General features: G+C 39.1%; 20 protein-coding genes. 12 read left to right on the plus strand and 8 right to left on the minus strand.

Annotated features, from left to right (window positions below):
* Window positions 1-44: 44 nt before the first annotated feature.
* Both G8E00_RS13785 and G8E00_RS13790 read left to right on the plus strand, forming a co-directional pair.
* Window positions 45-647, plus strand: coding sequence for a 2OG-Fe(II) oxygenase (locus tag G8E00_RS13785; protein WP_166010985.1), 603 nt, complete (start codon window positions 45-47; stop codon window positions 645-647).
* Between the two features lie 139 nt (window positions 648-786).
* Entirely contained in the window at window positions 787-1,314 is a 528-nt protein-coding gene (locus G8E00_RS13790) for a hypothetical protein (protein ID WP_166010987.1), read from the plus strand.
* Window positions 1,315-1,399: 85 nt separating this feature from the next.
* Here G8E00_RS13790 and G8E00_RS13795 read toward each other — a convergent pair whose 3' ends face one another.
* The 5 genes from G8E00_RS13795 to G8E00_RS13815 form a co-directional block, all read right to left on the minus strand.
* Window positions 1,400-1,654 (minus strand): DUF2789 family protein, encoded by a 255-nt coding sequence (locus G8E00_RS13795; RefSeq protein ID WP_166225481.1) that lies wholly within the window; start codon window positions 1,652-1,654, stop codon window positions 1,400-1,402.
* A 141-nt stretch (window positions 1,655-1,795) separates the two neighbouring features.
* On the minus strand, window positions 1,796-2,047 hold the full coding sequence (locus G8E00_RS13800) for a DUF2789 family protein (RefSeq protein WP_166010991.1): 252 nt from the start codon (window positions 2,045-2,047) through the stop codon (window positions 1,796-1,798).
* Between the two features lie 281 nt (window positions 2,048-2,328).
* The gene (locus G8E00_RS13805) at window positions 2,329-3,315 is read right to left on the minus strand and encodes a malate dehydrogenase (RefSeq protein WP_166010993.1); all 987 of its coding nucleotides are present in this window, start codon (window positions 3,313-3,315) and stop codon (window positions 2,329-2,331) included.
* A gap of 169 nt (window positions 3,316-3,484) precedes the next feature.
* Window positions 3,485-4,147: a ribonuclease T2 family protein gene (locus G8E00_RS13810; RefSeq protein ID WP_166226569.1), complete on the minus strand. Its 663-nt coding sequence runs from the start codon at window positions 4,145-4,147 to the stop codon at window positions 3,485-3,487.
* Window positions 4,148-4,188: 41 nt separating this feature from the next.
* Window positions 4,189-6,093 carry a lytic transglycosylase domain-containing protein gene (locus G8E00_RS13815; RefSeq protein ID WP_406741471.1) on the minus strand — a complete coding sequence of 635 codons (1,905 nt, stop codon included), beginning with the start codon at window positions 6,091-6,093 and terminating at the stop codon, window positions 4,189-4,191.
* A gap of 387 nt (window positions 6,094-6,480) precedes the next feature.
* Between G8E00_RS13815 and miaB the strand changes: the two genes are divergently transcribed.
* From miaB to G8E00_RS13840, 5 genes are all read left to right on the plus strand, one after another.
* Window positions 6,481-7,935 (plus strand): tRNA (N6-isopentenyl adenosine(37)-C2)-methylthiotransferase MiaB, encoded by a 1,455-nt coding sequence (gene miaB, locus G8E00_RS13820; protein ID WP_166225487.1) that lies wholly within the window; start codon window positions 6,481-6,483, stop codon window positions 7,933-7,935.
* 39 nt (window positions 7,936-7,974) lie between these two features.
* The gene (locus G8E00_RS13825) at window positions 7,975-9,069 is read left to right on the plus strand and encodes a PhoH family protein (protein ID WP_166010999.1); all 1,095 of its coding nucleotides are present in this window, start codon (window positions 7,975-7,977) and stop codon (window positions 9,067-9,069) included.
* 60 nt (window positions 9,070-9,129) lie between these two features.
* On the plus strand, window positions 9,130-9,612 hold the full coding sequence (gene ybeY / locus G8E00_RS13830; protein ID WP_166225490.1) for an rRNA maturation RNase YbeY: 483 nt from the start codon (window positions 9,130-9,132) through the stop codon (window positions 9,610-9,612).
* A 194-nt stretch (window positions 9,613-9,806) separates the two neighbouring features.
* Complete coding sequence (locus G8E00_RS13835; RefSeq protein WP_166225493.1) at window positions 9,807-10,919, plus strand: mechanosensitive ion channel family protein; 1,113 nt, start codon at window positions 9,807-9,809, stop codon at window positions 10,917-10,919.
* A 1-nt stretch (window position 10,920) separates the two neighbouring features.
* A complete protein-coding gene (locus G8E00_RS13840; RefSeq protein WP_166225496.1) occupies window positions 10,921-11,217 on the plus strand; it encodes an antibiotic biosynthesis monooxygenase family protein in 297 nt (98 codons plus the stop codon).
* Window positions 11,218-11,241: 24 nt separating this feature from the next.
* Here the strand turns inward: G8E00_RS13840 and G8E00_RS13845 are convergent, their stop codons facing one another.
* Window positions 11,242-12,126 (minus strand): energy transducer TonB, encoded by an 885-nt coding sequence (locus G8E00_RS13845; protein ID WP_166225499.1) that lies wholly within the window; start codon window positions 12,124-12,126, stop codon window positions 11,242-11,244.
* Between the two features lie 231 nt (window positions 12,127-12,357).
* Between G8E00_RS13845 and G8E00_RS13850 the strand changes: the two genes are divergently transcribed.
* The 3 genes from G8E00_RS13850 to G8E00_RS13860 all read left to right on the plus strand — a co-directional run bounded on the left by G8E00_RS13850 (window position 12,358) and on the right by G8E00_RS13860 (window position 14,565).
* Window positions 12,358-13,032 (plus strand): hypothetical protein, encoded by a 675-nt coding sequence (locus G8E00_RS13850; RefSeq protein WP_166225502.1) that lies wholly within the window; start codon window positions 12,358-12,360, stop codon window positions 13,030-13,032.
* A gap of 147 nt (window positions 13,033-13,179) precedes the next feature.
* Window positions 13,180-13,896, plus strand: coding sequence for a DUF3108 domain-containing protein (locus tag G8E00_RS13855; RefSeq protein ID WP_166225505.1), 717 nt, complete (start codon window positions 13,180-13,182; stop codon window positions 13,894-13,896).
* 93 nt (window positions 13,897-13,989) lie between these two features.
* Window positions 13,990-14,565 carry a xanthine phosphoribosyltransferase gene (locus tag G8E00_RS13860; RefSeq protein WP_166225508.1) on the plus strand — a complete coding sequence of 192 codons (576 nt, stop codon included), beginning with the start codon at window positions 13,990-13,992 and terminating at the stop codon, window positions 14,563-14,565.
* 58 nt (window positions 14,566-14,623) lie between these two features.
* Here the strand turns inward: G8E00_RS13860 and G8E00_RS13865 are convergent, their stop codons facing one another.
* Window positions 14,624-15,607 carry an aliphatic sulfonate ABC transporter substrate-binding protein gene (locus tag G8E00_RS13865; protein ID WP_166225511.1) on the minus strand — a complete coding sequence of 328 codons (984 nt, stop codon included), beginning with the start codon at window positions 15,605-15,607 and terminating at the stop codon, window positions 14,624-14,626.
* Window positions 15,608-15,968: 361 nt separating this feature from the next.
* Here G8E00_RS13865 and G8E00_RS13870 point away from each other — a divergent pair, with 361 nt between their 5' ends.
* Window positions 15,969-16,382: a hypothetical protein gene (locus G8E00_RS13870; protein WP_166225514.1), complete on the plus strand. Its 414-nt coding sequence runs from the start codon at window positions 15,969-15,971 to the stop codon at window positions 16,380-16,382.
* 48 nt (window positions 16,383-16,430) lie between these two features.
* Here the strand turns inward: G8E00_RS13870 and wrbA are convergent, their stop codons facing one another.
* Complete coding sequence (gene wrbA / locus G8E00_RS13875; protein WP_166225517.1) at window positions 16,431-17,030, minus strand: NAD(P)H:quinone oxidoreductase; 600 nt, start codon at window positions 17,028-17,030, stop codon at window positions 16,431-16,433.
* Between the two features lie 113 nt (window positions 17,031-17,143).
* Between wrbA and G8E00_RS13880 the strand changes: the two genes are divergently transcribed.
* Window positions 17,144-18,388 carry a YihY family inner membrane protein gene (locus G8E00_RS13880; protein ID WP_166225520.1) on the plus strand — a complete coding sequence of 415 codons (1,245 nt, stop codon included), beginning with the start codon at window positions 17,144-17,146 and terminating at the stop codon, window positions 18,386-18,388.
* The last annotated feature ends 30 nt before the right edge of the window (window positions 18,389-18,418 follow it).

Here is an 18,418-nt window from a genome sequence, read left to right on the forward strand (position 1 = left end):
CTAAGATAGAGACCTCTTCTTTTTTGCTGTATTGATGTGCTTTTATGCAACCAAATTTAGATGATTTGACTTGGAATATCGATCAAATTTTAGATGATTTAGATCAGCACGGTTTTGCGCTGATCGATGATGCTTATCCTGAACATTATGTTCATGAATTGTCCAATGAATGTACTGCAAATTTAAATCGTTTTCGTGATGCAGCGATTCAAAACGGCATTGTCAGCAACATCCGTAGTGATCACATTCTTTGGATTAATGATGAGCTACCTTTAGCACAGCAACATATTCACCAATTAAATCAGTTAGCATCAGGATTGAATCGAAATTTCTTTTTAGGGATTAAAGACATAGAAGCACATTTTGCCTGTTATAACGCAGGTGAATTTTATGCCCTGCATCGTGATAATCCTCAAGGTAAAAACGGTCGAATGATTTCTTCTGTGTTTTATTTGCATGAACAGTGGCAAGACAATTGGGGAGGCGAATTACGCTTACAAGACAAACATGACCAATGGCACATCATTTCTCCTCAACCCAATCGTGTCGCTTTATTCCAAAGTGATTTAATGCATGAAGTCCTTTTGGCAAAGCATCAACGTTTATCAATTACGGCTTGGTTAAGAAGCGATCAAAACTTGTTTTAAGTTTAAAAACACAGTGACGACGTAAATTCTTGTGAAAACGATTGTTTTTCAGCGTTGCATCAATGCAATGCTGTATTCTCCTTTAAATTTTGAATTTCAACCCGATATACTTTGCAATCATTCATTAAGGTATTTGGCTATGTTGAAAAATACAAAACAAGTTATCGCGCGCATTGGTGAGACAGATCAATTGTATTTGGAAAATAATACGCCTGAACTTGCCTTAGAACGCGCAAATTTGCGCTTAGAATTGGTGACGTATAGCAACTCTCGTCAAGAACAATTGCATTTTTTGCAAGAAGCCATTGTGCTTTTAGAAACTGCACGTGTTGAATATGATGAGATGCCAATGCGTATCTACTTAGACTTGTCGTTGCATTTGGCGAAAGCGTATATGGTGTATTTTGAAATCACCAAAGAACAGCGTTTTGCGCTCATTACACAGCAAATTTTAAAACCGCTGACACAGCATGAAAATGGCGATATCTATTTCTTCTTGGCTTATGCTTCAGCATGTAAAAATGAACTGGCTTTAACACGTCATTGGTTGAAGAAATACAGCACTACAGCTGAATTTGACCTAGAACTTTTACAGAATCATCAGAGTTTTAAAGTATGTCGCTCTGAAGGATGGTTCAGCGAAATGCTTCAAAGCAAATTGCATTAATTTTTCGCTTTTAAATGTTAAAAAACTCTCCGTCATGGAGAGTTTTTTGTTTTAAAATTTGTTTGATGTTTTGCGATAAAAACCTTTAAGCCGGTCTTGCAAGTTTTGATGCATCCATATGCAATTGTTGATTTAACTCATCAATCCACATCACCCAATCATCATCTGCAACCAAATGACTGATCAGAAAATCGCGTTGAGATTTATTCCAAAATGGTGCGTCATGCAAATTTTCATTGGCTTTAAGCTGATGAGTACGCACATAAAGCTCAATCGCAGCGGGGCTACTTGCTAAACCTAACTGAGTAAACAGTAATTCTAAGGATGGTGTATTCTTCATGAGCTTAATGCCCTCCTTATCAGCTATTTTGTCATTCCTTATTGAATTAAGTTATAAGATATTTATAAAAAAACCTAGCATTATTGCTAGGTTTGTTGTTTCAATTTGTGTTTAAAAATAATTCTTTTTTTATTTTTTAAATCAAGATGATGCTTTCGTAGCATTTTGGCTGAGTAATTCATTCAATGTATCAACCACAATCGCCCACTCATCATCCTTTTGCCAGTGACTCACAATAAATTGACGCTGACTTTCAGTCCAAAATTTGGCTTCATGCATCATGACGCCAACTGGCAATTGATGCTGTTCAACAAATTGATCAATATCTTTCTCTACTGAAGATAAACCGAGTTGTTCAAATAAAAGTTCGAGCGTGGGTTGTTCATCAAACATGGTCTTTCCTTATGCGTTGATATCTTCGTAAATAATCATGTCTGCTATTATCTTTAATTTTTTAACATGTTGATATTATGATTTTGTTTCACAATAAGTGATCTCGATCTTGACAAGAGAATATCCATTGTCTTTGCTTCAAGCCTTATTTGTATTGTTTTAACCCATAGCATAAGTCATGACTGAAATGTCGAAAGGCTCTAAGCGTTTCTCTAATAATATTGGAAATAAAAAAGCACCCCAAATGGAGTGCTTTTTTTAATTTAATCGTTTAGATCAAATTATTTAAGCATGTCAGCAATCGCTGCGCGCTCTTCTTCAAGTTCGTTCAACGTATGGTTGATACGTTCACGGCTGAATTCGTCGATTTCTAAACCTTGAACGATTTTGTATTCACCGTTTTCAGTTGTTACAGGGAAACCAAACATTACGCCTTCAGGAATACCATAAGAACCATCAGATGGAATACCCATAGTTACCCATTCGCCATTTGTGCCAAGAGCCCAATCACGCATATGGTCGATTGCAGCGTTAGCAGCAGAAGCAGCAGAAGATAGACCACGTGCTTCGATGATCGCAGCACCACGTTTACCAACTGTAGGAAGGAATGTGTTTGCATTCCATTCTTGATCGTTGATCATATCTTTAACGCTTTCACCGTTGATTGTTGCAAAACGGTAGTCAGCATACATAGATGGAGAGTGGTTACCCCAAACTGTAAGTTTTTTAATATCTTTAACTGCTTTACCAGTTTTTGCAGCAATTTGAGATGCAGCACGGTTATGGTCAAGACGTAACATTGCAGTGAAGTTTTTCGCTGGAAGATCTGGAGCAGATTTCATAGCGATGTAAGCATTCGTGTTCGCAGGGTTACCTACAACAAGAACTTTAACATCACGGCTCGCTACTTCGTTAAGTGCTTGGCCTTGACCAATGAAGATTTCGCCATTCACTTTCAACAAGTCAGCACGTTCCATACCAGGACCACGTGGACGCGAACCAACCAATAACGCATAGTCAGCATCTTTGAATGCAACTTTAGGATCGTCAGTACCAATCATGTCCGCTAAAAGTGGGAATGCGCAGTCCTGAAGTTCCATCATTACGCCTTTAAGCGCTTGTTGAGCTTTCTCAAAAGGAACTTCTAACAATTGCAAAATAACTGGTTGGTCTTTGCCAAGCATTTCACCGCTTGCGATACGGAATAATAGGCTGTAACCAATTTGACCAGCAGCGCCAGTAACGGCAACGCGAACAGGTTGCTTCATGGAATTATCTCCAATTGAGGATAGTCAATGCGATTAAATAGCTAATCTATTCAATCTAATAATCATAAACGGGGAAGATTGTACTCCAATCATTTCCGTGTTGCATGCAAAAGAGAATGAATTTCAACAAAAGTATCATAGGAAATACTAATGGAATTTCACTAAAAGCCTAGTAAGAACCTTTTATAGAGAAGATGGTTGGACAGTTTGTTTGGATCGTACTTGGACAGCTTTTATACTGGCCATTGACTTTGTAACAAATTTTTAAACCCGTTAAAATGGATTTATTACCCTTCCCACTACAGGTCAAACGTAGACTTTCATGACTCAATTTTGGATTAAGACGTAGAAACTGATTGATTAAAGCATGTCTTTGCACTTTTTTATTTTCAGCTTCAGTCAGATCTAATGGAATCTTAAGCTGATCTGCTTTATTGATCATATTTCTAAAATATTGACTGGCATTCATAGGCACACAACCACCAATACTATACCAAAGACGATTTCGCGTATTTTCTTCAGGCATCACACGAGCAACAACTTTCGCTTGTAAAGGTGGTAAATATGGTGAAGATGCCGTTTTACAATCTTTCCGGTTAATCTCAGGCAATAAGCCATTGATGGTCAGCGAATACCCTTCTAAACAACGTCGGAGCTTATGTGTCGCTTGATCAAGTGAGCATACAGCGGGCGTGAGTTGTACATCCAGTACATAACCTTGTAAGTGATTGGGTGAGGCATGCGCTTGCATCACAGACAATAAGTAGCATGCGCCGAATAATATCAGCGTCAACTTATCATTTCGTTTTTGCAGGATCTGGTTACTCTTCATCGCCACAAACGCATTACCCTAGAATTTTATTTTACAAGGAGTTATTCAGTAATTCTTACATTGACAATAGGCATACGACTTTCAATGGACTGAGGTCCCTGTCCGAGCAAAATACCATAGTGCGCGGCGTTGGTCATAACCTTTTTAACGTAATCTCGAGTTTCACTGAGCGGAATCGATTCTGTATATTGGTCTGCTGCAATGCTTTGATACTCTGGCTGCCAGCGTCGAGCACGATTTGGTCCAGCATTATATCCAGCAGTGGCTAAAACAGGGTTAGAACTTAACTGACTCTGAATCATCGACAAATAGTAAGTTCCATAACGAATATTAGTATTGGCATCGCTTAGCGCAGCAGGGTTATAGGTTTCTCCCATTTTACGAGCCACCAATTTTGCTGTGTCTGGCATGATTTGCATCAAGCCGCCTGCACCGACATTTGAGCGTGCATGCGATACAAATCGGCTTTCTTGGCGCATTAAACCATAAGCCCAAGAAGGATCAATCCCTGCATTTCGACTATGGCTCACCACTAAACTTTGATGTGGTGTTGCATAACGATATGCGTAGTTATGACGATTAATGGTTCGCTCTGCCGCATAGATTGCGCGGTCGTACCACCCCATATCTGTTGCACGTTTTGCCGCTGCCAACAACAATCCATCATCTTTTTTCAAATACGCTTGGCGAACTGCCCAATTCCATTCACGATTGGTGTAGGCCTCTGAGGCACGAATATTCCTCAAAGCAAAGGCACGGCGGAAATGGATATCTTGCGTTAAACGCTGTAAATCATTAGTTGTAGGCTCTGAACGATCTTGAGCTTCGTTATAACGAATGCCTAAACGATCTTTCGCCAAAAGATTGTAATAATCATCTCCAGCTGCAGCCAAACGTTGATATATCATTTTTGCAGATTGTTTAGACTCTGGATCAGCTCTGCGCTCTAATGCCTTTGCAAGCCAGTACTGCCAACGCTCTTCCTGTTTCTGATTGACAGACATGCTATCTATCGCACGCAAAATACTTTCCCAGTTACCAAAACGAACGGCTTGACGTGCATAAATTTCAGCCTCTTCAGGGCTAAATGGAGCGCCATAGCTTGCATCTAAAGCATTTAAAACTTCTTTATTGAAGTTATTTTTCATGACTGTGGTACCGCCAATATAGCCCACGGTACGGTAAACATACTTTTGAATTTCAGGTGGCAAACCTTGTGCTGCTTTGTTTAAAGATTGCAGTGCCGTCGTCAAATCTGTATCTGCTGCACGTCCAAGTGCATAAATGAGATAAGCATGATCAGCGCTATTATTTTTAGGCGCAGACCATAAGTAATTGAGTGGATTGGCTTGAATCTGATTAAACTGACTCAGTGATAGATTCAATCCAATGGTTTGTGCCGTCGCAACAGCTAAACCTGACTGCCCTGCTCTTAACTGAGCATAGAGACGTTGCTGACGATCTGCGGTGGTCATCAGCGGACTCGACAACATCATACGTGCTAAACCTGAACACGATTCAGGCTGCGAATCAGTTTTTAACCAAATATCTTTAAACTCAGCGTATACAAGTGGATCGCCAGACTTGGCACGTACTTGTGCGACTGCACAAATTTCTGCTTGGTCAGGATTGGTGACATAAGGCAAAACAGATTGCGCATTGGCAAAATCACCTTGTTTCACCTTTACCTCCACAAAATCTGCAGCCAATTTTTCAGCCATAGCAGATTGAGGATAACGCTGTGCAAAGTTGACAATACTATTCGGTGATTGAAAGGCTAAATTGCTATTTAGAATCCAGTATTCTGGATAGTACCCAAGCGCATCGTTTTGCATAGATGCACGATACTGCTGTAAAAGTGCTGTGTTGCCCGAATTTGCAGCACGTAAAGCATCATTGAATTGCTCCTCTGATGCTTGTGCATGATTCGAGAGGGCTAAAGCCATAAACCCCAACAAATAAGATGTTACGTTTTTTTGCTTCATTAATTTGTCCAACACGCTTTTACTCTCAACTCTAATTCTGTCTTTTACATTAGCTAAAATATGCAGCGTGCATATTTATCTTTTTTTTGTGCAGTTGCAATAATAACTTATAGTTTAAATGACTCTGGTACATACGTCCTGTTCTGTTATGTAACTATATGATTAAACTTCATTAATTTAATGCAATATTTATACACATTTCTAGTTTATCTGTTCTGTATTATTTTTTTCATTATTATTGGTTAAATACTGTAAAATATCGAGCTTTTGTTAAATCTAATGCGCTTAAATGAGCAAATTAGACAGATTACCCGAATTTATTTTCCCTAAAATAGGATAAACGCCTTCATGACGGTTGAAACCTTCATCCCCAATAGTGCCCAAGCTGCCTCAGAAAACACTGTTACCCAGCCACAGCACACCCCAGCCAACGGATCAGTCAAAAAACTGTATATCGAAACGCAAGGGTGTCAGATGAATGAGTATGACAGTCATCGTATGGCAGACTTATTAGGCGACTCTCATGGTTACGTCTTAACCACCGACCCTAAAGAAGCAGATATTCTGCTCATGAATACTTGCTCAATCCGTGAAAAAGCACAAGAAAAAGTGTTTTCTGAGCTGGGTCGCTGGCGCAAACTGAAAGAAAAAAATCCTGACCTCATCATTGGTGTAGGTGGATGTGTTGCCTCTCAAGAAGGTGACAACATTCAAAAACGTGCCAATTATGTTGACATGATTTTTGGTCCTCAAACCTTACATCGTTTACCACAAATGCTCGATCAGCATTTTGATCAAGTGGAAAAACCCAAAAAAGACAAAATCAAACTGGTGGATATTTCTTTCCCAGATATTGAAAAATTTGACTTTTTACCCGAACCCCGTGTTGAAGGCTATAAAGCTTTCGTTTCAATTATGGAAGGGTGTTCAAAGTATTGTTCTTTCTGCGTTGTACCCTACACACGTGGTGAAGAAGTCTCTCGCCCATTGGATGATGTCTTGGCAGAAATTGCAGGGCTTGCTGAAAAAGGCGTGCGTGAAATTTCTTTACTCGGTCAAAACGTGAATGGTTACCGTGGTGAAACCTTTGAGGGCAAAATCTGTACTTTTGCAGATTTACTCCGTTTAGTGGCTGAAATTCCAGGGATTGGTCGTATACGCTACACGACTTCACATCCGCTTGAATTTAACGATGACTTGATCGAATGCTATCGTGACTTGCCACAAATGGTCTCACACCTGCATTTACCTGTTCAAAGTGGTTCAAACGATGTGCTTCAAGCCATGAAGCGTAACCATACCATTGATGTGTATATCGAAAAAATTAAGAAACTTCGTAAGGTGCGTCCTGACATGCATTTATCAAGTGACTTTATCATCGGGTTTCCAGGAGAAACGGATCAACACTTTGAAGAAACCTATCAGTTTATTCAAGATTTAGACTTCGATCATTCATATAGCTTTATCTATTCTAAACGTCCAGGTACGCCTGCATCACTTCTGGAAGATACAACGCCAGAAGACGTGAAAAAAGAGCGTCTTGCCAAAGTTCAACAATGGATTAAGCGTTCAAGTATCGATAAGACAGATGCAATGCTCGGCACAATTCAACGTGTACTGATTGAGAGCGTATCTAAAAACGATCCTAATTTATTGGTTGGAACAGCGGACAATACACGTTTAGTTACATTTGTAGGAGACGTGTCTTGGGTCGGACGCTTTGCAGAGATTGAGATTACAGAGATTAAGACCCTAAATTTAGTTTATGGAGAACTCTTGAATCTTGAGCCTGACGTGGCGTAATGTAAGGGTATAGATTTAACTTACACAAAAGGATATCTCTTGACTGCAGCGATTCGACGTACAGTGGCTTTCCCGGGGATTTCAATGGAGCGTTTAAAAAGCATGCTCGGTGCTTATAACGGTCACTTGAAACAAATCGAACAAGGTATAGATGTCAAAATAGCGCACCGTGGAGATAGTTTTTATCTCGACGGTGGAATTGAAGAAGTCGAGAGAGCTGAAAGTTTATTGCAGCGCCTGCACGCAGAAGCAGAGATCTCTCAACAGATCACAGCCGATGTCATCCATCTGATGATTCAAGGTAGTCAGACAGACCGTGAGTTACAGGAAGATTTTTCTGATAACGAACATAGTGGTTTAGATGATGTCTGGCTACAAACCCGTAAAGGTCGCATTAACCCTCGTGGTGCAAACCAAAAACGTTATGTTCAGCGTATCTTACAAAGTGATATTTCATTTGGTATTGGTCCTGCAGGTACGGGTAAAACCTACCTTGCAGTGGCTGCTGCTGTGGACATGCTAGAACGCAATGAAATTCAGCGCATCCTGTTGGTTCGTCCAGCAGTTGAAGCAGGCGAAAAACTCGGATTCTTACCGGGTGATCTCAGTCAGAAAATCGATCCATATCTAAGACCGCTTTACGATGCCCTGTATGAAATGCTGGGCTTTGAAAAAGTGGCAAAACTCATTGAACGTCAAATTATTGAAGTTGCCCCACTCGCCTATATGCGTGGTCGTACCCTCAATCATTCGTTTGTGATTTTAGATGAAGCACAAAACACCACCCCAGAACAAATGAAAATGTTCCTGACCCGTTTAGGCTTTGGCTCACGTGCCGTGATTACGGGTGATATTACACAAGTTGATTTACCACGTGGTCAACAATCAGGTTTAGCACACGCATTACGCGTCATTGAAAATGTCAAAGAAATTCACATCACACGTTTTCACTCTCGTGATGTGGTTCGTCACCGCTTGGTCCAAAAAATTGTGGAAGCCTATGAAGGCTGGGACAGCGAGCAACACCGTTTAACTGAAGCTGCACGAGCAGAACGCAAAGCACGTCAAGATGCGCTTATTTCTGAGAATGATGCTGCTGCTGATGCTCAACACGAACAAGCTTCACTTCACTAATCTGTTTAACCTCAGTGTGCCAAACAGGCATACTGAGATTTCATCTTTTAAGGACAAGTCTTGAAACTTAGCCTATCGCTACAACAATCGTTTGAAGCACCTGAATTGGTACTCAAACGTGCTTATTTAAAAAAAGTCGTTGAAACTACACTTCGCTATATCGATACTCAAAGTGATTGCGAAATCGGAATCGCTTGTGTCGATGTTGATGAAAGTCATAAACTCAATTTGGAATATCGTCACAAAGACAAACCCACTAACGTTTTATCTTTCCCAAGCGATCTTCCAGACGAAATGGCCGCAGTGCTGGACACCTTCCCTATTGGGGATTTGGTCATTTGTATTCCTGTGGTTTTGCAAGAAGCAATCGAACAACATAAAACCCCGATTGAACACTTCACACATATGTTGGTTCATGGCACCTTGCACCTGATGGGCTATGATCACGAAACATCAGATGAAGATGCAGAAGAAATGGAAGCTTTAGAAATTGAGATTTTAGCAAAACTGGGATTTGCCAATCCTTATACTGAGCAAGATTAAAACTGAAGACGCCTAAACGGCAAAAGACGAAATTAAAAACGAGCTCAGGCTCGTTTTTTTGCTCTGGCATTTGTCAGGGTAGTGTATACGACCAAATCTGAAATAGCGCTATTCATAGGATATCTCTTTCCCGGTCCACATTGTCTATGCTAACGTGGGTTGATACTTATAAGTTTTCAGAGATCTTTAAAATAATGCTAGAAAGCCTTTTTGATGAATTTCTAAACACCCTTAAACGCAGTATTTTTTTAAGTCTGGGTGCACCTGAAGGGCATGAACTCAATTGGAATGCGCTTGCAGCATCAATTCTAAGTAAGCTATTTATTTCTATTCTCTTAATTGGCTTATTTTGGCTAATATCACGCGGGTTACGTTTAGCGATTAATGCCATTTCTAAACGCTTCAATAGTAATCCAGTCATGGTCAACTTGATCAATAACATCATCCAATGCTTTTGGATTTTAGCATCGGCCATTACGGTGTTATCTCAATTTGGTGTATCCGATAAAGTATTACAGGCGATCTCTCGTGCTGCGATTGTCTCATTACTTTTTTATATTATTTGGACTTTATTTACCAAGCTAACCATGCGGTTTCTAGATCGCTTTTATATTGATGACTCTTTAAAACAACTACTGCGTAATATCATTTCAGTGCTGTTGGTGATTCTTGGGATCGCTGCCATTATGGCTCAGTTTGGATTTAATATTATTTCCATTATGGCGGGTCTAGGTATTGTCGGTATTGCTGTGAGTTTCGCAGCGCAATCTACACTATCAAATTTTATTGCAGGCATTACCATTTTGATCGAACGCCCTTTTCAAATTGGCGATTGGGTCAGGATTAATAAATTTGAAGGACAGATCACTCAAATTCTGCTGAGAACGACACAAATTCGCAATCGAGACAATCTCCTGATTATTATTCCAAACTCAACCGTTGCCAATGCTGAGGTAACCAATCTCACGGCACATGAGCGCATGCGGTTTGAAAGTTTTTGTCGTGTATCTTTACATGAAGATATTGAACGTGCTCGCACAGCGATTTTAAACCGACTGGCACTTGAAGATGCATATTTAAAAACCCCAGCACCAAGTGTGGATGTACATGAGTTTGCAGAATCAGGAATCGTTTTGATCGTGCGATATTGGCTTATGCCTTATCAAATGGAGCGTTTACCTCGGATTCAGGAAAAACTTTTAGAGCAGATTAAAGAAGCCTTACGTGATGCTGAGATTGCAGTTCCATTCCCTCATATCAAATTATTAACAGAGCAATCCTCGCCTCAAAACTCCAAAGGTTCATAAAATGCGTTTTGTCGTCATTTTTAAAGCTAAAGTGAATGTCTTGGATGATCAATACATCCAAACCGCTCAAGCGTTACGTGCCAAAGCTCTCAACCAGTTTAATTGCACGAAGTTTGAATCTATTTCTGAAAATGGATTTGAAGTTGCGCTATCATATTGGAATTCATTGGAAGATATTCAAGCTTGGCATCTTGATGCTGAACATCAAAGCGCCCAACAATACGGTAAAAAACAATGGTATTCACACTTCAGTGTTGAAATATGTGAAATCCATCGGTCTTATGAAGCTAATTTGTAGATTTTAGATGATCTATTCAAATGCTTAATGTACTTCAAACTCTGCATCAGCTGGATCGAACTTCCAAGTTCTTACAATACGAAGTTCAGAAATATCTTTTCGCATATTGGCATCAAAAGCACCAAACGGTGCTGCTTTACGCACTGAATTCTTAGCTGCTTCGTCTAAAATACTGTGCCCTGAACTTTCAATTAATCGAATCGCACGTATTCCTCCTGAGGCATTTAAAATCACCATTAAACGAACTTCACCAGCTAAACGCTGTTGTTTTGCTAGTTCTGGATAATAGCGATTCCCATACATTTCGACTTTTTCTCTGAATTTATCTAGATAGCCTGCTGATGCGAGTTTTTTGGCTTGTACTCCATCGACCGTTTGAATTTTTTGTTGGCGACTAAAATTTTGATTCTTTTTTAAATATTGCGCTTCAAGACTTGCCACCATCGCCGCTTTGGCTTCAAATTGGCTTTGTAGTTCATCTAAGGCTTTTTTACGTTCTTTTTCCGATGCCTGTTTTTTCCAGCTCAAAACAGTCATCAGCACTTTTTCTTCAAATTTTAACTCACGCTGTTGTTGAATTTTTTCCAACGCTTCCATTTGTGCATCGCCAGCACTCAGATCTTGAGTTTGCGCAGGCATTTCTGAAGTCATACGGTATTTATGACGATATGCCCCACTGCCTTCTTGATCTTCTTGAGCAAAGAAATCAGCTTCATTAATCTTGGTATTGCTCGGTCTTAAAGTCACCGCAATTTCTTTGTTCTGTAGATCATGTTCGGGTGGCATTTCAAAATGTACAGAGATAAAAAGCACATGAATAATGACAGCTACACCAGCAGCAAGTAAAAAGAGCTGGTCATCCCACCACTGTTGAGTCAACTTGGAAAATTCCATTATTTTTTTTATCATGACATTAATCCGACAAAACACCCCGAGCGAAAGTTTAAAATACGCTAAAATACGTCTACTTATACATTTATTACGATTAAAGAGAACCATTTAACATATTGCAAAGCAAACTTTTAAAACTATGAAAATGGTGCATTTTTATTTGCTAAACTGCAATCTTAAAATGTGTAAATATATAAGTTTTTCACAATATTAATTTCTGACAAATATAGATCTTCTGGAATTCTATTTATGCCATCTTTTTTTTCGAATATCGCAAAACAAATGCGCAAGGTCTATCAAAAGGCGGAAGGCTTTATTGAAGAAGAAAGAGAATTCCCTATTTCTCAAGTCTTTTTGAATGCAACTTTCAAACGCTTTGTGACAGATAACGTTAAAATTTTAGAAGATTTGCATGCAGATTTACATGATGATTGGTTACGCCTTTACGCGACCTTAAACGTCAAAGGTTTATACACAATCCTCTCTGTCGATTTAAAACTTGTTCAAATGGAACTCAATAAAGACATGCAACTCATCGTCTTTGAGCAAATTAGCGATACTCAAGTCATTGAAGCAACATTTAAAAATGTCTGGATGAAAATGGGATTTAATCTTGCGCTGTTTTTCTATCAAAAAGTATTGCGCAAAGATCCATTAGGCATGATTTTAGAACGATTTGAAGTGCTTACCGTCAAAGATGAATTATTACATTTGGATTTGAATCGTTGGTTAGGCAAAAACCGCTCAATTATAGATACCTTAAAAAAAGTGCATGTTAACCATGCTGAATTGCGTGAAACAGAACTGGTGATTATTGGTAACGTCAATCTCATGGCATTATTCAATAAAGTAAACAGTGAAAAAAATGAAACATGGGATGAAGATTTAGTTGATGACCAAGTCAGCCCCATACAACAAAAGTAATGCGACGGTATAAGTGCTTGCTGAGAAAATGATCTAAATCAGATACATATTTTCACAGTAGTTGCAGAAATCTTAATAATTTCTTCTTATTTTAGTCGCATAATAATACTTAAGCTCTTAAAGCATGTTATGCGAAGGATTAAAGTTATGCGCTTGAATACATTTAGAACCGTGGGTTTAGTAACTGGATTAGGCACATCACTCTTGCTCAGTGCATTTGCTAGCTCTGCTTTCGCAATGAGTCCGTTTCAAGCCAGCTATCAATTTGAATACAACGGCAAAAACATGGGGTCAGCAACACGTACCTTAACCAAAACCAGTGCCAATGGATGGAAGTACGTTTTTGCAGCAAAAGCTGGTGTCATTGCGTCTGCAACCGAGACCAGTAATTTCAGCTTAAACGGTCATCAGATCGTTTCTGACAGTTTTAGTCGTACCAGTAAAATTTTGGTGCATAGCAACACCATGAGCATTAAGTTCAATCCTTCTGCTAAAACCATCAACACAGTCAAAGATAAAGAGAAACGCTCGTTTGCTTGGAAATCTGGCGCTTTAGATGAACTCAATGCAGAATTACAAATTCGTGAAGATTTAAAATCATCAGGTTTAAAATCAAGTTACCCTTTAACCGATGCTAAAGAAGTTGAATCTCGTCAATTTGTAAAATCAGGTTCTGAAAAAATCACCACTAAAAATGGTACATATGACACTGTAAAAGTGACGATTAAGCACAAAAAACCAGGTCGAGAAACCATCTTCTGGTTAGCCCCTAAACTGGACTACTTACCAGTTAAAGTAACGCATAAAGATAAGAGTAATTCTTACGGTTTATTGTTAACTGGGTACAAAGGTGCAAGTAATTAATCTTTTTTGATCAAATCTACTTGCATTTTTCAAGATGCTTTTTAAAATACGCCTTTGCTTTAATCAGCATCTTGCCCTTAGAGGATTCTCCCCGTGCACGCACTAGAACAGAAAATCTTGAGTGAAGGTATCGTTCTATCTGATCAAGTTTTGAAAGTCGATTCTTTCCTTAACCATCAAATTGACCCTGTAATGATGCAGCAAATTGGTCAAGAATTCGCGCGTCTTTTTAAAGATGCCGGTATTACCAAAATCATTACAATCGAAGCTTCAGGTATTGCACCTGCGGTTATGGCTGGCTTAGAACTTGGCGTTCCAGTAATTTTTGCACGTAAGTACCAATCTTTAACTTTAAAAGATGATCTTTACCGTTCAAAAGTATTTTCTTTCACAAAACAAATTGAAAGCACAATTGCGATTTCTAAAAAGCATATTGATTCTTCTGACAAAGTTTTAGTGATTGATGACTTCTTGGCAAATGGTCAAGCTGCTTTAGGATTGGCTGATTTAATCCATCAGGCAAATGCGTCTGTTGTAGGGATTGGTATTGTGATTGAAAAATCATTCCAACCAGGTCGTGATTTATTACTTGAAAAAGGTTACCGCGTTGAATCATTGGCTCGTGTGAAGTCTTTGACAAACGGAACTGTTGAATTTGTTCGTGATTAATGCCGAATAATTTTCGTAAAAAAGAGCGCTTGTTGCGCTCTTTTTTATTGCTTTTCCTTTATTGGCCATTCCAAAAGTTGTCTTTAATTTGAACTGCGTTTGGAATCAACTTAAGGTTAAAGAATAAGTCTGCAATTTTTTGCTGTGCATCAACTGTTTCAGCATTCAATAAATTAACTTGTGCTGGATTACGACGTTTTTCAATCACCAGTTTTGCAACTTCCAATTCAATCCCTGTACTTTCAGCCAAAATTTGAGCTGTTTCATCAGGATGTGCATTAATCCATGCATCTGTTTCATTCAAAGTTTCTATAAATTTCTTTGCTTCAGCAGGATGTGATTGAAGAAAATTATCTGTAGAAGAATAGAAACTATATGCCGGTGGTACATGGGTTGCATCTGTGAGCACACGGGTATCCCCTTTTAACGATGCTGCACTTGCATACGGATCCCAAATCGCCCAAGCATCAACAGACTTTTTATCAATCGCTGCGCGTGCATCTGCTGGTGTTAACCAGATGGGCTGAATATCTTGCCAAGTCAACTGTGCCTGATCTAAGACTTGTGATAAGAAAAAATGTGCACTTGAGCCTTGCGTAACAGCTATACGCTTACCCTTCAATTCTTTTACATCTTTGATTGGACTGTCTTTTGGCAACAATAAGCTATGTGCATTTTTTGAATTGATTTCATAACCTAAGTATTTAATGGGTTTATTTGCAGACAAAGCAAAAATTACGGGTGTATCCCCTGTATATCCCACATCAATCGCACCGACATTGAGTGCCTCTAAAGTTTGAGGACCTGCGGGAAATTCTTTCCACTCTACTTTAGTTTCTGGGAAAGCCTGTTCAAAACTTTTATTCTTCTTTGCCACAATAAATTTCAGCGCAGCTTTCTGATAACCAATATTGAATGTTTTTAAAGCTTCTGTTGGTTTCTCTGAGTCTTGTTTTTCAGATTCAACATTTTCAGTTTTAGTACATGAAATCAAACTCAGACTTAAACCTAATGTGACAGCCGCCGCAAATACTTTTTTCATTTTGTTCTCAATATTTAGTATGATTTGGAATTTTCCCTAACATAGCTGAAAGCTTAATATTCGCTAAATATTTATTTCTTAAATATAAATTCGATTAATTGATGAACAATACAGCAACTACCAAATACAGCGTTTTAAAAAATCATTCCTCGCAAAATGATTTGCCAATGACTTCAGTCGCCTTTTATTTTACAAAGATCAAAGACATTCATATGATAGTTTGAACTTGAACTAATATCGATATCTTTAAAATATTGAGCTACAAGGACTTACGTAGTAGCAACATCATCTTCATGCATATAAATTTGTGTAAAGCTATACTTCAGCTTTATATGGACCTTGTCCAAAGTGAGAAAAATCAATGACCGATGTAAATGTAGTATCAGTCCTCTGTCCAAAATGCGGTTCAACAGAAGTGGTGAAGCGTGATCATGAAAAGCATCTCAAAAAAATTGGTGGTGTTCTCGCTAGCACTGCGGGTGTCACTGCTGGAACAGTAGGCGGTGCAGCCTCTGGTGCTTCTGCAGGGGCTGCAATCGGAACACTTGCTGGACCATTGGGCGTGATTGTGGGTGGAACTGTTGGCACATTTGTCGGTGCGATTAGCGTAGCTATTACGGGTGGTGTTGTCGGCAATATGATTGGCAAGAAAGCCGGTATTGCGATTGATCGTAATTTATTTCTAGATTACCAATGCTCAAACTGTAAATTCCGATTTAAAGCAGAAGTAGATGCACAAACCCTTGATCCAGCCAAAGATGATGCTGCTCTTTAAGCATAAAAAAAGTGAGCCCTTTGGCTCACTTTTTTTAATCATCAATTTTCAAATTTGATTGTGCAGTTTTTTAACCATCGAACCTAATCGTTTACCTTGCTCGACACAAAGCACTTTTTCATCTTGGCTTAAACCCAAATCATGACGTGGGCCACTGACATGCGTTGCACCATATGGCGTTCCACCCGACTTAGTATTCGATAAAGCAGGATGCTCATTGGTCAGCCCCATAATCATCATGCCATGATGAAATAAAGGGGGTAGCATGCTGAGCAATGTACTTTCTTGACCACCATGCATTGAACCAGATGCTGTGAATACACAAGCAGGTTTATTGTGTAGTGCACCGTTCAACCAAAGGCTTGTGGTTTGATCCCAAAAATATTTCATTTCGGACGCCATATTGCCAAAACGTGTTGGTGATCCTAAAGCCAAACCTGCACAATTTTGCAAATCATCCAAAGTACAATAAATATCACCTTCTTCTGGAATACTTGGCTCTGCGACAGCCACCACTGATGAAATATTCGGTACAGTCCGAATTTTCGCTGTTAAGCCAGCAGCCTCTACACCATCTGCAATCAAATGCGCCATTTCCTTGGTTGAGCCGTACTTACTGTAATAGAGAACAAGAACATATGGTTGCATATTTTTATCATCGAATGAAAAATGAAAACTATACGGTATTTTATGTATTTTTTGGTTAAGCTATACAATGAAATACCATTAAAGCTAAAGAAAATAATTGAGACCCATACTGTATGATGGAAATACTAAAAAAACTGCCTTTTTACGACAAAAAATGGTTTCAATTCGTTATCTTTGTTATTCGACGTTTTGAATCAAACAACTGTAGAGAACAAGCGGGTTCATTGACCTACACCACTTTATTTGCTGTTGTTCCAATGCTGACTGTATTTTTAGTCATCATCTCTTCCATCAAAGCATTAGAACCCGCAAGACAACAATTGCAACAGCTGATTTATAGCAATTTCCTGCCTAAAACCAGCATCGCTTTTGACAAAGCGCTCAATGCCTTTACAGAGAAATCCAGCAACTTAACCATTATTGGTATTCTTTTCTTGTTTGTCACTACCGTGATGATGTTGACCAGTATTGAAACGGCATTTAACCGGATTTGGCGGGTGAAAGAAACGCGTAATGGCTTGGTCGGTTTTATGCGCTATTGGACCATTATTTCTTTGGGTCCCATTTTACTCGGCAGTGCCTTTGCTATTTCATCAACTTTGGCTTCGATGAATGTTCTTAGCAACAATTTTGCAGGCTATGAGGTAGATGGAACTGCTTTACTTTGGATTATTTCATTTGGACTGACTGTTTTTGGTTTTTTCACCCTGTATTGGACTATTCCAAATCGATCAATTCCCGTTCGTTCGGCCATGTATGCTGCCATATTCAGTGCAGTTGCGTTTGAACTAATCAAGAGTTTATTTGGCTTTGCGATGTCAAACTTTACCAGTTATGAACTGGTTTATGGTGCTTTTGCCGCTGTGCCAATTTTCCTGTTGTGGATTTTTATCTCGTGGAATATTGTACTTTTAGGCGTTGAAGTCAGTTATGCCCTCACTGCCTTTCACACAGATAAAATACAAACCCGCCATCCAGTGCTCATGCTACTCGATATCTTGGAATTGTTTTATAAAAAGCAAAAACTGGGCGAAACAATGAAAGATATTGAAGCTTTAGATATTTTAGGTCGTGGTGAAATTGGTCGCTGGCCTACCTATGTTTTATTGTTGGAAAAACAGAATTTAATCAAACGTACTGATAATGATGAATGGGTCTTGATTCGCAATTTGGATCATATCGACTTTTGGTCATTCTATCAGTCTTTGCCTTACACCCTTCCACGTAAAGACGATATTGGCAACATTCATGAGGATGACGTTTGGATGCAGCGCATCGGACCTGCCTTAATTGAAGCAGATGATTATCTGGCGGCCAAATTATCCATACCGTTATCGACCATACTCGCTGAAAATTAATTCGAAAGATAAAAAAAGACCCTAGAGGTC

This window comes from Acinetobacter shaoyimingii (assembly GCF_011578045.1).
Lineage (GTDB): Bacteria > Pseudomonadota > Gammaproteobacteria > Pseudomonadales > Moraxellaceae > Acinetobacter > Acinetobacter shaoyimingii.

Excerpts from the sequence above, each read along its gene's own strand:
- G8E00_RS13785 (WP_166010985.1), top strand. The coding sequence starts at position 45 with ATGCAACCAAATTTAGATGATTTGACTTGGAATATCGATCAAATTTTA.
- G8E00_RS13790 (WP_166010987.1), top strand. The coding sequence starts at position 787 with ATGTTGAAAAATACAAAACAAGTTATCGCGCGCATTGGTGAGACAGAT.
- G8E00_RS13795 (WP_166225481.1), bottom strand. The coding sequence starts at position 1,654 with ATGAAGAATACACCATCCTTAGAATTACTGTTTACTCAGTTAGGTTTA.
- G8E00_RS13800 (WP_166010991.1), bottom strand. The coding sequence starts at position 2,047 with ATGTTTGATGAACAACCCACGCTCGAACTTTTATTTGAACAACTCGGT.
- G8E00_RS13805 (WP_166010993.1), bottom strand. The coding sequence starts at position 3,315 with ATGAAGCAACCTGTTCGCGTTGCCGTTACTGGCGCTGCTGGTCAAATT.
- G8E00_RS13810 (WP_166226569.1), bottom strand. The coding sequence starts at position 4,147 with ATGAAGAGTAACCAGATCCTGCAAAAACGAAATGATAAGTTGACGCTG.
- G8E00_RS13815 (WP_406741471.1), bottom strand. The coding sequence starts at position 6,093 with ATGGCTTTAGCCCTCTCGAATCATGCACAAGCATCAGAGGAGCAATTC.
- miaB (WP_166225487.1), top strand. The coding sequence starts at position 6,481 with ATGACGGTTGAAACCTTCATCCCCAATAGTGCCCAAGCTGCCTCAGAA.
- G8E00_RS13835 (WP_166225493.1), top strand. The coding sequence starts at position 9,807 with ATGCTAGAAAGCCTTTTTGATGAATTTCTAAACACCCTTAAACGCAGT.
- G8E00_RS13840 (WP_166225496.1), top strand. The coding sequence starts at position 10,921 with ATGCGTTTTGTCGTCATTTTTAAAGCTAAAGTGAATGTCTTGGATGAT.
- G8E00_RS13845 (WP_166225499.1), bottom strand. The coding sequence starts at position 12,126 with ATGATAAAAAAAATAATGGAATTTTCCAAGTTGACTCAACAGTGGTGG.
- G8E00_RS13850 (WP_166225502.1), top strand. The coding sequence starts at position 12,358 with ATGCCATCTTTTTTTTCGAATATCGCAAAACAAATGCGCAAGGTCTAT.
- G8E00_RS13855 (WP_166225505.1), top strand. The coding sequence starts at position 13,180 with ATGCGCTTGAATACATTTAGAACCGTGGGTTTAGTAACTGGATTAGGC.
- G8E00_RS13865 (WP_166225511.1), bottom strand. The coding sequence starts at position 15,607 with ATGAAAAAAGTATTTGCGGCGGCTGTCACATTAGGTTTAAGTCTGAGT.
- G8E00_RS13870 (WP_166225514.1), top strand. The coding sequence starts at position 15,969 with ATGACCGATGTAAATGTAGTATCAGTCCTCTGTCCAAAATGCGGTTCA.
- wrbA (WP_166225517.1), bottom strand. The coding sequence starts at position 17,030 with ATGCAACCATATGTTCTTGTTCTCTATTACAGTAAGTACGGCTCAACC.
- G8E00_RS13880 (WP_166225520.1), top strand. The coding sequence starts at position 17,144 with ATGATGGAAATACTAAAAAAACTGCCTTTTTACGACAAAAAATGGTTT.